The following is a 14,129-nucleotide window of genomic DNA, read 5'->3' on the forward strand; positions in this document are numbered from 1 at the left end:
AGCTGGTTGTTTTTCAAACGCAGCCCATTAAAATCTTAATGATTTCTTCAGGACTCGTATATGCATTAAAATAACGACAACCTGTTGATTGCAGATGGATAGGAATATCCATAAGTTCCAGAGACCCGCTATACAATATCACTCGATATTTCTCGGGAAATTGTTCTATAAGCAGCTTGATATTGTCCACATTCATATCTACGATGATTACAGAATTATCCGGAAGTTGATCCATGTTACCGATCACATCACGTGGAGTGTCCAGTACATGTAACGACGGCTCGGTTTGAATCAATAAACTTAAACTTTTAACAAGGTGATGCGTATCGGATAGAATTAACACATGGTTCATTCAGAAAACCTCCGGATAACATGATGGCAATCGCAGGATATTCCTTTGCGTTAATTCGTGTTTGTAGTAAACCATTCCATCAAGCAAGGTATGAAAGCAGCTAGAGCGGCCCCTTTGGGTGTAAGTTCATACATGATCTGTATGGGATGTGTTAGGGCTTTTCTCTTCACCAACTGATCTTTCTGAAGATCTTTTAATCGTTTGGAGAGGATCGCTTCTGAGATGGAAGGCACATTTTCGTAAATTTCGCTGAATTTCTTAGGACCTTGCGAAAGAGTACATAGGATATGGATCGTCCATTTCGTTCCGATAATACGATAGGCTGTGAAAAGTTTCTCGGTATCCGAAGTCAACATCGCATGAACACACCTTCCTTGGCTTACCCCCGTTTATTTGTTTTTCAAGCCTAACGATTGCAGTCCCGTTCTTATTTGGTCTGTTACTGGTGCAATTCGAGTACTGGCAATCAAGCTCAAGACGATTAACACCAGATGAAAGCCCATCGTTACGATTAATCCTGATTGCAATGACATCCCGCCAGCTTGACACACCACCAGGATGGAACCACCGATCCCGATGACTACACCCGGTGTAAATGAATCTGCAAATTGCAGATTTGCCGAGGTTTTGCCAACGCCTGCCTCTCCTGTTTGGGCAAACGCAACAACACCGCTAATCGGATGCGCTAATCCAATGCCTATTCCAGCTATGATCTGGCCAATAACCGCTACGGTAACGGTCACCGCAGGAACCCAAAATACGATGGTAATTCCGATGGCAAGCAGGAGTACACCAATAATAATTCGTGTATGACGTCCACGACCCTGATCTGCCGAGTCCCAACGCCCTTGCAAATAAGCAATGACACACCAGCTCAGTGCAGCGCTTGCTACAATTAAACCAGCCTGAGAAGGTGTAATGCCTTTCACCTCAATTAAAGCCAATACCAAGAAATTTTGTGTACTGGTATAAGCAGCGAAGAACAGTCCACGCGTAGCGAGTATAGCGGGCATACCTCTTCGCAAAGCAAGGGTTCCCTCCGGCAGCAATTTGCGCAGTGGGTATACCATCAGTACTCCCCCGATAAGGACGATAACCAATCCAATAAGCGACGGAAGCTTGCCAAGTCCCACTAATAAAGTCCCCGTACCTATCGTTAATAGCAGCGCCATCCAAGTAGCGGCAGATCCTTGCTCCCCTTGTGAAGGCTGTGATTTTAATTTCGTAAAGGCAGGTAAGCTAAGGAGTGCTGAAATCAACAGAATCGGTAGAATCCCCCAGAATACAAAGCGCCATGACCACTGATCTGCAATAAGCCCTGCAACATATGGACCAAGCATGGACGGAAGAACGTAGGCTGTACCGAATGCGCCCAGTATTTTGGCACGCAATTCATCAGGATAACTTAAGGAAATGGCCGTGTACACGCAAGTCATCATAGCTCCGGCTCCCAAACCCTGCATGGCGCGTGACGCGATCATGGTATACATATCTCCTGCGGTTGCGGCTGCGACCAGCCCGACAATAAACAAAAGAAGTGCGAGCGTAAAGGGTACTGCGGGTCCCCTTCTATCAATAATCCGACCAACAACCAATGTTCCGATAATCTGTGCAAGCAGATATGTACTGAATATCCAGCCAAACAGGTTAAGACCGTTCAGGTCTCCAGCAATAGAAGGAGCAATTGTCGTTACCGACAAACCTTCAAATCCAACGGCCATGACTGACAATATAATTCCTATGGATAATGCAAAATAACGCGGACTGAAAATACTTTGAGAACGGGACGACATGATATGTGACCTCCAAGAGATTTTTATGTATACATCGTATCCGGATACTTAGTAAACATTTTGCTTTACAAAGTTTAAACTACAGTTCGCTTTTGACTTTGTCAATGTTTTTGTTTAAAATGTATGAAATAATGAAGATTCAGTTGCTTAAAAAGGAGGTTCACCATGAGCCGGGATCAAACGAAAAAGGATGCCTCAACCAGTACCCGAAAAGCAATCATTAACCTGCTTAAGCATCAAGGTGGAATGGACGTGGTGGCACTCTCCTCCCAATTTGCGTTATCTGGAATGGCTATCAGGCAGCACTTAAATGCACTGAAAGAAGAAGGATTGGTTACTTTCGAAGAAGAGGCTCGCCCCATGGGTCGACCAACCAAGCTATGGAGATTAACCCCCGCTGCTGATCGTTTTTTCCCTAGTGGATATTCGGAGTTATCCGTCAGTCTGATCAATTCCATGAAAGAAGCTTTCGGAAATGAAGGGTTGGACAAGCTGCTGAGTGTGCGGAATAAGAACATGCAGGAGCAATATCTACAGTACATTGGCGATACATCCGGCGTGAAGGAAAGGCTGGAGAAACTGGCTGAAATCCGAACAAATGAAGGTTATATGGCCGAGGTCAAGGATCAAGGCGATGGAAGCCTCTTATTTATAGAAAAGCATTGTCCAATCTGTGAAGCTGCGGCGGTATGTACCGGGTTATGTAAGAATGAATTACATTTATTCAAAACGGTTCTTGGAGATCAAGTTCATATCGAACGGGGAGAGTATATTATGGCAGGAGGAAGAAACTGTATATATACGGTTAGAGAACATCATTCATTGTAAGTCATTCCGAACAGTTTGAGCCCATTTACTCCCAAATGCTGATTATTATCGATATATAAAAACGAAAAAAAGAACCTTGAATTTAGCTCAAGGTTCTTTACGTTCAGTTGTGTAGTGAAAGCAAGTTTTAAAAGATGGTTGGCACCATTCCCCCATCCATACGGATTGGAGAACCTTTGAATGCCGATGCATACGGACTGCATACAAATGTGGCCAATCTGCCTATCTCAAGAGGCTTGATAAATCGTTGGATTTCGGATTGAGGCAGGTTTTTGCGCATAAAATCCTTCTCTTTTTCTAAAAAAGTCATCGATTCATCAGGGTAGATGCTCTCTATGATTTCTTGCACATTTTCAGAAAGGGTTGGTCCTGGCATGATTGTATTGACGGTAACTTCTGTTCCTACCGTTAATTTCGATAAACTTTTGGACAACGATAATAACATGGATTTGGTCATACAATACTGAGGCATTTGTCCTGAAGGCATAATGGCTTCTTCACTCGCAATAAAGATCATGCGGCCATAATCATTTTGCAACATTTTTGGCATATAAAATTTGGACAATGCATTTGCAGCGAGCACATTCGTACGGAAGTATTTCTCCCAAACCTCATCGCTGATATCCTCATATTGCATCATTTCATAAATCCCCATATTGTTCACTAGGATATCAATTTGGGGGTATTTTTCAAATAAGGCTTCTCTTTGACCAATGTCCACCAGATCAGCTGTAGCTTTTTGAGGTGAGGTAGCGGGAAACTCGGACTTTATTTCATGAACCGCGCGCTCAACCTCTGCATCATTTCGTCCATTGATGAGCACATTAACCCCTTCTTTGGCAAGTTCAATGGCAATGGCTTTCCCGATCCCCTTCGTCGATCCTGTAACCAAAGCTGTTTTACCGTATAAACCCATATCCATATTACACTACTCCTTTTATTCTCTTGTAGCGGCAAGCTGAATTGTTATCATGTTAAAAACAGTCTTGTGCTCCGGATAGGATTTATATTACCTTGTCTACATTGTCCAGTAACTAGCGTGTTGCGCCAAAGTTCTTGCATAACACGCCAAATGGTATAAAGCATTCAGTTAATGAAGCCTTGATGAATCTGACGGTCCTTCGGATAGCGAATTCGTTCCTAAATATTCCGTACGCCAATTCGTTGGCGTATCCCCTTCCCATGAGCGGAAGGCACGGTAGAACGAGTTCTGGTCTTCATATCCAATCAAGAAAGCTACTTCTTTAATGTCCAGTGTAGGGTCGGCCAAGTAAGCTCTTGCCTGCTCATGTCTGGCTTGCGTCAATAGATGCTTGAAGCTTGTATTCTCTTCTGTAAGGCGGCGCTGCAAGGTGCGATCGCTCATACCTAATTCCTTGGCAACGACCTGAATGTCGGGGCGACCTCCTGTAAGACTGCGTTTCATAATCCATTTGACCATGTCTGTAATAGAACGACTGCCTTGCTGTTCGTCCAGCGATCGATCCAGGGCGGGAGTAAGGATTTCCAGCAGCTCTTCGTTGTATGAAAGAAACGGACGGTCCAAATCTTTACGATGTAAGATAAGCCGGTTACAGGTTGCACCCATCCGAATGGGACAGCCGAAATACATCTCAAGGATGCGAACATCGCCCATGTTATGCGAAAATTCGACTAGCCGCGCAGTCAAAGGTTGACCTGTTCCCCGGCGCCCAAGTTCGAGAAGAAACGCAAGTGTGACTCCAACCAGCAATGACGGACCAGAGTGTTCGTTAGTTAACCATTCCAGTTCAATTGAACAATCATCGCCCTCCTCAGTAATACGCAAGCTTTCAGGGGGACAAAGTTTTTTGTAGCGAGCCATTCGGTGTAATGCATCACGGTAGTCACGCGCATGGTAGGTTGCTAAGACACTCGGCGGGTATTTCCCCGTTTCAAAGACGGTCGCAAGCTTGATGATTCCTTCGGCAGTGTCACCGACGAGATCAGAATATGCCTGCCAGATCGCGAAATATTGAGCAATCGTGACGGCTGGTTCAGTTATAATCGTGAGCGGCAGTTGTGCTTTGCGAGCTACATCGTGGGCGGCAATCCCTAATTGATGCAAGCCTGTCCAAAATCCCGCCGGGAATTTAATCCGCTCAGAGGTGTGAGACTTCATAGATACTCCCCTTCTTGAAATCTTTGTTGCTTAATGATTCATCCACTGTACAGGGACTCTGATTCTTTTGCAATGTCACTAATATTTCCTGATTTCCAGAATAAAACAAGAAACCAATGCAGGAACGCTCCGCATTGGTTTCCAGGAAATCAGATTTAGCGTTATTTCGATTGTTCAAGAAGTCCAACAATAAGTGTAACTGCCTCAGCACGGGTAGCTGTCTGCATCGGAGCAAATCGATTGCCACCTACACCGCCCACCAGACCTGCTTCCACAGCAGAAGCTACATAGGATACTGCCCATGCCGGGACATCCTTGGCATCTTTGAAATCCAGTTTCGCATTGGAATTCGTTTGAATTCCGCCAGCACGTGCAATCATAGTTACCATCTCCGCACGGCTCAGCGTCTTGCTAGGGCCGAACGAGCCATTTTCATAACCATTGACAATGCCAGCGGATGCAGCTGCTGTAATATACGGCTTCGCCCATGAAGGAATCTTGTTATCATCCGTATAGCGAATACTCTCGCTTACGGTATTCAAATTCAAGGCACGGCCCAGCATCGTAATGAACTCGGCACGTGTGACTTTCTGATTCGGACGGAAGGTCTGATCGCCATAACCATTCACGAATCCAGTCGCCAGAGCTTTATCAATTGCAGATTTTGCCCAGTGTCCGTCTGTATCTTTCAACGCTGGCGCAGTGCCTGTGCTTCCGTTATTACCTGATCCAGTACCCGGCTGGTTGCCGGAATCAGTTCCGCTGCCGTTACCGCCGTTCGAACCGTTACCGGTTGTTGTATCGCTACCGGTTCCTGAGGAGGAGCCATTACCACTGCCAGACCCATTGCCTGAACCTGAACCCGATCCGGGATTCGATGTTCCTGGATTGGAAGTTCCTGGTCCCGGATTCGAAGGTTCTGTCTTCTTCACGATACCGAACTGATCAACAATGAACGGGGCTGCTCCATTTTGATTTTGGTCAATTTCATACGTTATAGCTGTCAATTTGCTGCCGTCAATCGTAATGCCCACAAAATTCTGGACCTGACTGCGCATTGGACGACGGTTGTCATTCGGATCAGGGCCATATTTGGCTGCATGATTCTCCTCTGCCAGTTCAAAAAGATTGTAATAAGCATCACCGAGACTTGTGCTCGGATTTTTGTAATACACTTTTGGACCAGCTGTTGCCGGAATCAGATAGATCGTGCCATCCGGATTCACAGAGTACTCGATTTTCTGTCCATTTTGCATCTCCGTGATCATTTCTGGCTGACGCGCTTTCCCCTTCTGATCAATCGGTTTTGTGCGGGCATAGATGTGATCATGTCCCTGGAGTACAAAATCAATGCCAAGCTCCGCCATAATCGGTGCAATCTTGGTACGTACACCGTTTGCTCCCATGATGTCGGAATCCGTTGCGTGATTTGACGTCGTGTACGGTCCCTTGTGAATGTTGACGATTATCCACTGGGATCCACTCTTCTTGGCAGCCTGAACATCTTTCTTCAGCCACTCGACTTGCTCTAATGAGAAGTTGTCATACTCATCCGAATCCTCATTGGAGTTCAACACAACAAAATGCGCATTGCTGTAATCATAAGAATAGTAAGCTCCCGTCTCCGTAGCGGAATTTACCGGTGACTGGATGTTGAAATGATCGATAAACGCATAATTTTCGTCCTCGTGGTTCCCTGCGGATGGAACGATGGTTGTATTTAAGAGGCTTTCCTGCGAATGCCCAAGCAGCCAGTTCCACTGCTCCTCTTTCACACCATTATCCACGATATCCCCGTTATGAACGACAAATTGTGCATCCGGTACTGTAGCCAATGCTTTGGCCAATGTCTCAGAGGACAGAATTGCCTCATCCTCTTCCTTCGCTTGTGTATCCGCCAGATCAATGAAAGTGAATTTACCTTTCTCCGGTGCTGTACGGAAGGTACCTGTCTCGCTCCATACTTGTTGGGAAGCATCCCCTACACGGAAATAATAGGTTGTATTAGCTTTCAGATCTGTCACTTCTGCTTTGTGCATCAGTTCTTTAGGAGCATTCGCAGGTTTTGCAGAGCGCCCTTGAACCGATTTGGCTTGCGTGAAATCAGGTGTTGTAGCTGTTTTCTCCACAACTTGAAGGTCGCTATTCGTTACTTGATCGGAAGTGTACCACGTGAACCCCTTGCTCTTGGTAGGATCTCCATGGAACGTTACCGTTACCTTGTTTACCTGTTCTGGAACAGGAACGGTATCCGATTCCTTGATAATCCCGAAAGTATCCACGACAAATGGTTCTGCATTCTTATTTTGGTCAATCTCATACGTTATGGCGGACAGCTTGTCTCCGTCAATAGTCAATGAAACGAAGTTCTGAACCTGCCCTCTGGCTGCGCTCGTGGTGTCGCCATATTGCCGAGCGTGGTTTTCCTCCGCACGCTCGAACAAATTAAAATATGCATCTCCTAATTCAGTTTTCTGGTTTTTGAAGTATACTTTGGCTCCTGCTGTAGCCGGAATCATATAAATGGTTCCATCTGGTTTAACTGCGTAATCGATACTCTGTCCATTAAAGGTCTCTGTTATTTTGGCCACATCTTCAGCAGTACCATCGCTCTTGATTGGCTTCGTCCGTGCATAGATATGGTCATGTCCCTGAAGGACTAGATCAATCCCCAGTTCGTTCATGAGTGGGGCGATTTTTTTTCGTTCACCGTTCGCACCAATAATGTCGCTATCCGTGGCGTGATTCGATGTCGTGTACGGACCTTTATGGATGTTCACGATAATCCACTTGGCTCCTGCGGCTTTTGCTTCAGCTACATCCTGCTTCATCCATGCGACTTGCTCATTCGAGAAGTTGGCGTAATCCGATGAATCCTCGTTGGAGTTCAATACGATAAAATGAGCTTTGCTATAATTATACGAATAATATGCGCCTGTTACCGTTGCAGCACCGTCTGGCTGCTTCACATTAAAATGCTCGTAGAACGCATAATTTTTATTCTCATGATTGCCAGCAGACGGTGCAATGGTCGTGTTCATAAGACTGGCTTGCGAATGACCAAGCAGCCAATTCCATTCTTGCTCTGAAGTGCCATTCTCCACAACGTCTCCGTTATGGACGACAAATTCAGCATTCGGAACCGTTGCGAGTGCTTTGGACAGAGTAGATCCGGACAGAATCGCCTCATCCTCTTCCTTCGCTTGTGTATCCGTCAGGTCAATAAAGGTAAATGCTCTGTCAATCGGAGCCGTTCTGAACGTTCCAACCTCACTCCATATGCCCAGATCCTGATCGCCAACACGGAAAGAATAGGATGTATCTGGCAAAAGCCCCGTCGCTTCCGCCTTATGCACCATTTCTCCAGGGGAGTTGGAAGCTACGGTTGCACGTCCACTGAAGCTTTGTGCCTGACTGAAGTCGGCAACGCCTACTTGGTTCGGCACCACTTGAACAGTGCTCTGTGCAGATGCAAGAGGCGTATACCAAGTGAAGCCTTTGCTACTTGTTGCATCCCCATAGAAAGTAACCGTTACTTTGCTGATATCCAGCGATGGTGCATTAGCCAAGGCTTTAAGCTCCATGTCAAAATACAGGTCCGAGCTGCTGTCGCTCTGTTGATGTACTTCGACCGCAATTTCGTTTGAGCCATCACGCAAATTGGCTTTCATCGGCTCAGTGAGGTCAATATCCTCATACATTACCGGCAAATCCTTACCAGAAGTTGCTTTGGTAGAGTACTCAATCTCGCCGTCAGGCATGCCAAAGCGACGAACTTCCACCCCATTCACATAAATCACTGCACCATCGTCAATACCAAATGTGCCGAGAATTTGTCCGTAACCGTCAATTTGTTCCTTGTTAACGTTTAGGTTGGTCCGGAAATAGGTTGTGCGGGGTTTATTTTTTTTGTCCAGACCGTAGCTGACTTCCGTTTTGAGTGATCCAAAATAGGACGTGCTTATGCCACTCCCGTTGTCTTTGTAACCAAATGGAGCCGGTCCCGAATTCCAAGATGAATCATCGTATGAAGCACGCCATTCCGCTTGTAGATCCTGACCCTGATCGAAATAATGCCAATTGGCATTACGCTCTAACAGTATCTCAGGCTCAGACAATGATGCGGCTTGGGCTGAATTAACTCCCCCAAATCCCGCAAGCCATCCGAATACCAAAGCAATCGATAACAGGATGGATAACACTTTTTTGTAAAGGTGACTGATCATAATTCTCTCCTTTGTATGTATGATTGGTTGGCTTATGTAAATCCAAACAGGCCTAGCATAACAAGGGAAGATCAGCATCCGGTTAGCGGGACGTAAAACTTATGTAAACTCTTACATTTATTTGACTTATAATATGGATAAGGTTTTTAGTTAACATAATAATTAATATGGTTCCCACTCCTATTTGGACGAAAATATAGAGACTATTTTTTAAGGGTTGATGAATAACCCGGTTTAACTATAATTATTGCCAGCATAGTAAAGCTCAGTCTTTCGGATTCAATGCAAAAAAAGCCGCCAATAAGGCGACTATTTTCCGTACACGTGCTATCCTTTAACTGCACCCAATGCAACGCTGCCTATAATCTGTCTGGAGAATATCGCAAAGACAATGATAATAGGCAGGATCGAGATCGCAACACCCAAATACAACAGTCCGTAATCCATTCCATAATATCCTTGCACCAGCGCAACGAGTACCGGAAGCGGATATTTATCCAGGGAGAAAAACAGGACCAGCGGCGTGAGAAAATTATTCCACGAACCGATAAAGGTGAATATGCCAAGCGCCGAAATAGCCGGGCCCAGAATGGGCAACACAATCTGATTGAATGTGCGGAACTCCCCTGCACTATCCACACGTGCCGATTCAATAATTTCGTCTGGAATGCTGCTCTCCATAAATTGTTTGATAAAAAACACATTAAATGCATTCGCCGCTGCCGGCAAAATGATCGCTGCATAGCTGTCCAGCAAACCTAACGTACTGAACAGACGATACATCCCGATCAGCGCGAGCTGCCCAGGCACCATCATGGTGGCAAGCAAGAACAGGAATAGCCCGTTGCGACCTTTGAACTTGAACTTGGCGAAGCCATAAGCCGTTAGTGAACCGATATACAAGGATAGCACCGTAGACGTTCCGGCAATGAAAAAGCTGTTGGCAAACCCGCGCCAGATATTGATTTTGGAAGCCATGTTCGTATAATTATCCAGCAAGAAGGGGCCTGGCAGAAACGTAAATGTCGATGCAATCGTCGCATTATTATGTGTGGAATAGATGAGCATGAGATAAAATGGAATGATACAGAGCACGGCAAGGCTAATCAAACACAGATAAATAATGACTTTGCCCAGTGTCAGACGCCTCACAGTATCGTACTGCTGTAGCATAACTTTTTGTTGTTCGACTGGTTTGACGGTTGGCATTTCATTTCCCCCTCCCTATGCACGGCTCTTGCGCTTCGTCATCATGAAGGATACGACCGATAGCAGGATAATGATGATGAACAGACAGAATGCAATGGCCGCCCCATAACCAAAACGTGTACTTTGGAATGCCACATTATACAGATACATAATACTCGTCATGGCTGCACGATCCGGACCACCCGTCCCATTCGTCAATGTAAACGGCTGATCGAAAATCTGAATACCCCCAATAATGGACGTGATCATCTGAAATAGAATGATTGGGCGCAGCATTGGAACGATGATATGAATGAAAATATGTTTCTTTTTCGCCCCATCCATTTGAGCGGCTTCCTGCAGTGACGGATCAATACCCTGAAGGCCTGCCAGATAGATGACCATGGAGTAACCAAAGTATTGAAAGAACAGAATGGATGAAACAATCAGTCGCATAAACCAGGGATCATTTTTCCAGTTAATTGGATCATCGATAAGTCCAACTTGAACCAGAAAATGATTTAAACCGCCGGATTGCCAATCAAAGATCAGACTCACAAGCAGACCCAATGATGCAGCGGTAACGATGTTGGGAAAGAAATAAACCGCTCTGAAAAAGTCTCTTCCCTTAAGTAACTTGTCGTTGAGGATAAAGGCGAGTACAAGCGAAACAGTAAGCTGTGGGACTACAGAGACACCCCAGATAAAAAGAGTATTAAATAATGTCTTGTAGAACAAAGGATCTTGCAGAACAGTAATATAGTTACCCATTCCGACGAAGTCTGGCGTAGTAATCCCATCAAAGTTGGTGAAGCTGATATAGAGAGAATACAGAATGGGGTATAGCCCAAAAATGGCGAAAAGAATGAAAAACGGAGCAATGAAATAGTATCCGTAATGATCTTTGCGGATTGACTTGGCAAACATGATTTGTACCCCCAGTCATCGGATGATTAAAAGGCATTTGCTTACTTCTAAGCTAATCCACTTCCAGCTCCGGAAATCTCAGTTTGACATCACGCTTGATTCGTTTTACGGCTTCTTCTTTGGTTTGAATGTCATTATTGAGATACAACTGGAGAACATTTTTGAAGATGTCATTGTTAATGGTTGAATCATATTTGGTTCGCTCATATACAGGAACCTGCTTGGCTGCTTCCGAGAAAAACTCAAAATGCTTCTGCCCTCCCAAATACGCTGAAGATACAGATCCCGCAAGCTGATCATTCACGACCATATTGCTTGTGAAATAGTCCTGTTCCTTCGCAAGTTCAGACAGAAAATCATGATTAAAGTTATAAAACTCAATAAACTTCCAGGCCAAATCCTTTTTGTCACTTTTGCTGTACATCGCAATATAAGTTCCACCGGCACTAAAAGCGGATGGCCCCGGCGCGAGACCCCACAATCCTTCGGTATCCGGAGCGTTCGCCTTAAAGGTGTATTGCAGCGCCCAGGTTGCTCCCGGATAGAACATCACTTGGCCTTTTTGCATCGAAGCCGCATATCCGGCACTACCATCATCCAACTCTGCAAGCACATGCCGCTGACGGGCTTCACGAACAAGGTCAAGCACCTTCATATAAGTGGGATCGATGACTAACTTCCCATCCTTAACCCAAGGGATACCATCATATGAATTGGATATCGCATTCCAGTTGGCCAGGGCATGAACTTTATTCCCACTCTCCTGCTCAACTCTCTCTCCAATCTCGAATATCTTCGCCCATGTATCGATTTGCGGCGCCACCTTCTCCGGATCGTCCGTACCCAAATATTCTTTGGCCAAATCTCTCCGATAATAAATACCTCCAGGCGTTCCCTGATAACCGATCGCTCTAATATTTCCTTCGCTATCCTTCTCATTGGCCTGCACAAAAGCATACTGCTCTGGAATAAGATCATTGGCGTTATACGGTGCTACCGATAAATTCTCCAGATAAGGCACATCAATCAGCTCTCTTATATTTGCATTCTCGATCATAAACACATCCGGAGCCTTAGACGTTGTCTGTAGTGCAGACTTAAGCTTGGTGATGTAGAAATTGCCCGGAATATTGACAAAATTCACCTTAATGTCCGGATATTTCTCCTCGAATTTCTCAATGGCATAACCTGCTTCATCCGTAAAACTCCAGACGGTGATTTCCTCCTGCTTGGGCTGGTTGGCTCCATTTGGTTGGCAGTCGGACATCATTATCACTGCGCTTACGAGTGCAATCATGGAGATATATTGAAGCTTAAACTTCTTCATGGGCCCCCTCCTTCAAAAAGGAAACGCTTACATTTTATTAGAGTATATGGATTTTGGAGAAGGCTTTCTCCCCAAATATTGTGAATCATCCTTCATATGTTGTGATATTTGTACGATGCTTCTTGCGAAATTCAGACGGAGTGCAGTCATTATATTTTTTGAACAGACGGTTGTATGAGTTCACATTGTTGAATCCATGACCAATGGCAATATCCAGAATGGATTCTTCGCGGAACAATAACGCCCACTCCGATTTGATGATTCGAAAATGATTCAGGTATTCCATCAGTGTGATTCCTTTGATCTCTTTAAACAATTTACATACGTGAAACTTGCTGAATTTAATGTGCTCTGCGACTTGATCCAGTTTGACGGGTTCAGCGTAGTGCTCCTCCAGGTATTCACAGACCGATTCGAGAAATTCGAATTTTTTGGAAGATGTACAGAGCCATCCTGAAGTTAATTCATCTGTAATCGGTGCCTTTGTGCGCAGCATATGAACGATGAGATCATATAATCTGGCCACCATTAACCAGCGATATCCCGCCTGTCGATCCTTCTCTTCATTTGCTAAGGCATCTATATATTTCCCGAGATTTTTCTCATGACAAAGGCCGCACGGGATGACCGTTGTTTTATTGAAAAGCTCCCCCAGGTCATGGGTTTCTCTTTCGGTTGTGAAGCTTCCCGTTAATAATTCCAGTCGAAACAGGATAATGGTTAAATGATCTGTACCTGGCAAGAAACAGTGAATGTCTCCGGGTTTAATAAGCAGCACGTCTCCGTGTTCAAGGTCAAATATATGGTTATTGACGCCAATTCTCGCGCTTTTCCCATTGACTACAACCATTTCAACCTCTTCATGCCAGTGTGCGGCAAAATTAAACTGTTCCTCGGTATGAATCACCCGGATTGGAAAACCTTCTGTCATATGACCTGTTTCAAGAAAAGTAGGAACACCCATCGAATCACCCTTTCCACATTTTCCAGTTCAACAATGATCTAGTTATCATTATTATGCATCAAGTATAGCTGTCCCTTCTAATCAAGATAAAAAACGATTGAAAAACGAAAAAAGCTCCCCAACATGTGTTAAGGAGCCAATGTACTGATTTATCTATTTACAATCGTTTGGCTGCCTATGATCATAAATGGTTTATGAAGATCCTTGTCCCAGTACTCCCGGATTTAACGATATGTCCATCGGGGTAGGTTACACTGCTGGCTTCATACGGATGTCCTACAGAATCGACAGCGGTGCTCTCAACCCTTCGGGGTATAGCCATAGGCTATAGCTAGATATAACTTAATGGAATTACATTATAACTCCGAATATGTGATAACTTTT

At 44.8% G+C, this 14,129-nt stretch carries 11 protein-coding genes; 1 reads left to right on the top strand and 10 read right to left on the bottom strand.

What is annotated here, in order from left to right:
- Positions 1–13: 13 nt before the first annotated feature.
- The 3 genes from BMW94_RS19105 to BMW94_RS19115 are packed head-to-tail and all read right to left on the bottom strand — an operon-like array spanning position 14 to position 2,145.
- Positions 14–352, bottom strand: coding sequence for a hypothetical protein (locus tag BMW94_RS19105; RefSeq protein ID WP_091000550.1), 339 nt, complete (start codon positions 350–352; stop codon positions 14–16).
- Between the two features lie 50 nt (positions 353–402).
- Positions 403–708, bottom strand: coding sequence for a winged helix-turn-helix transcriptional regulator (locus BMW94_RS19110; RefSeq protein ID WP_091000551.1), 306 nt, complete (start codon positions 706–708; stop codon positions 403–405).
- Positions 709–741: 33 nt separating this feature from the next.
- Positions 742–2,145 carry an MFS transporter gene (locus BMW94_RS19115; protein ID WP_091000552.1) on the bottom strand — a complete coding sequence of 468 codons (1,404 nt, stop codon included), beginning with the start codon at positions 2,143–2,145 and terminating at the stop codon, positions 742–744.
- A 165-nt stretch (positions 2,146–2,310) separates the two neighbouring features.
- On the opposite strand from BMW94_RS19115, the gene BMW94_RS19120 reads away from it, so the two are divergent.
- Positions 2,311–2,973 (top strand): helix-turn-helix transcriptional regulator, encoded by a 663-nt coding sequence (locus BMW94_RS19120; protein WP_091000553.1) that lies wholly within the window; start codon positions 2,311–2,313, stop codon positions 2,971–2,973.
- A gap of 127 nt (positions 2,974–3,100) precedes the next feature.
- Here BMW94_RS19120 and BMW94_RS19125 read toward each other — a convergent pair whose 3' ends face one another.
- From BMW94_RS19125 to BMW94_RS19155, 7 genes are all read right to left on the bottom strand, one after another.
- Positions 3,101–3,895 (bottom strand): SDR family NAD(P)-dependent oxidoreductase, encoded by a 795-nt coding sequence (locus BMW94_RS19125; protein WP_091000554.1) that lies wholly within the window; start codon positions 3,893–3,895, stop codon positions 3,101–3,103.
- A 168-nt stretch (positions 3,896–4,063) separates the two neighbouring features.
- The gene (locus BMW94_RS19130) at positions 4,064–5,113 is read right to left on the bottom strand and encodes an AraC family transcriptional regulator (protein WP_091000555.1); all 1,050 of its coding nucleotides are present in this window, start codon (positions 5,111–5,113) and stop codon (positions 4,064–4,066) included.
- 161 nt (positions 5,114–5,274) lie between these two features.
- Positions 5,275–9,339 carry an S-layer homology domain-containing protein gene (locus BMW94_RS19135; RefSeq protein WP_091000556.1) on the bottom strand — a complete coding sequence of 1,355 codons (4,065 nt, stop codon included), beginning with the start codon at positions 9,337–9,339 and terminating at the stop codon, positions 5,275–5,277.
- A gap of 327 nt (positions 9,340–9,666) precedes the next feature.
- Positions 9,667–10,548 carry a carbohydrate ABC transporter permease gene (locus BMW94_RS19140; RefSeq protein ID WP_091000557.1) on the bottom strand — a complete coding sequence of 294 codons (882 nt, stop codon included), beginning with the start codon at positions 10,546–10,548 and terminating at the stop codon, positions 9,667–9,669.
- 15 nt (positions 10,549–10,563) lie between these two features.
- Positions 10,564–11,454, bottom strand: a complete 891-nt coding sequence (locus BMW94_RS19145; protein WP_091000558.1) for a carbohydrate ABC transporter permease — start codon at positions 11,452–11,454, stop codon at positions 10,564–10,566.
- 52 nt (positions 11,455–11,506) lie between these two features.
- A complete protein-coding gene (locus BMW94_RS19150; protein WP_254790294.1) occupies positions 11,507–12,781 on the bottom strand; it encodes an ABC transporter substrate-binding protein in 1,275 nt (424 codons plus the stop codon).
- 85 nt (positions 12,782–12,866) lie between these two features.
- Positions 12,867–13,745: a helix-turn-helix transcriptional regulator gene (locus BMW94_RS19155; RefSeq protein ID WP_091000559.1), complete on the bottom strand. Its 879-nt coding sequence runs from the start codon at positions 13,743–13,745 to the stop codon at positions 12,867–12,869.
- Between the last annotated feature and the right edge of the window lie 384 nt (positions 13,746–14,129).

The sequence above is a fragment of the Paenibacillus sp. OK003 genome, assembly GCF_900109515.1.
GTDB lineage: Bacteria > Bacillota > Bacilli > Paenibacillales > Paenibacillaceae > Paenibacillus > Paenibacillus marchantiae.

Bases quoted from the DNA above. Each gene is read 5' to 3' on its own strand.
- BMW94_RS19105 (WP_091000550.1), bottom strand. From the start codon at position 352: ATGAACCATGTGTTAATTCTATCCGATACGCATCACCTTGTTAAAAGT.
- BMW94_RS19145 (WP_091000558.1), bottom strand. From the start codon at position 11,454: ATGTTTGCCAAGTCAATCCGCAAAGATCATTACGGATACTATTTCATT.
- BMW94_RS19155 (WP_091000559.1), bottom strand. From the start codon at position 13,745: ATGGGTGTTCCTACTTTTCTTGAAACAGGTCATATGACAGAAGGTTTT.
- BMW94_RS19115 (WP_091000552.1), bottom strand. From the start codon at position 2,145: ATGTCGTCCCGTTCTCAAAGTATTTTCAGTCCGCGTTATTTTGCATTA.
- BMW94_RS19135 (WP_091000556.1), bottom strand. From the start codon at position 9,339: ATGATCAGTCACCTTTACAAAAAAGTGTTATCCATCCTGTTATCGATT.
- BMW94_RS19140 (WP_091000557.1), bottom strand. From the start codon at position 10,548: ATGCCAACCGTCAAACCAGTCGAACAACAAAAAGTTATGCTACAGCAG.
- BMW94_RS19125 (WP_091000554.1), bottom strand. From the start codon at position 3,895: ATGGATATGGGTTTATACGGTAAAACAGCTTTGGTTACAGGATCGACG.
- BMW94_RS19150 (WP_254790294.1), bottom strand. From the start codon at position 12,781: ATGAAGAAGTTTAAGCTTCAATATATCTCCATGATTGCACTCGTAAGC.
- BMW94_RS19130 (WP_091000555.1), bottom strand. From the start codon at position 5,113: ATGAAGTCTCACACCTCTGAGCGGATTAAATTCCCGGCGGGATTTTGG.
- BMW94_RS19120 (WP_091000553.1), top strand. From the start codon at position 2,311: ATGAGCCGGGATCAAACGAAAAAGGATGCCTCAACCAGTACCCGAAAA.
- BMW94_RS19110 (WP_091000551.1), bottom strand. From the start codon at position 708: ATGTTGACTTCGGATACCGAGAAACTTTTCACAGCCTATCGTATTATC.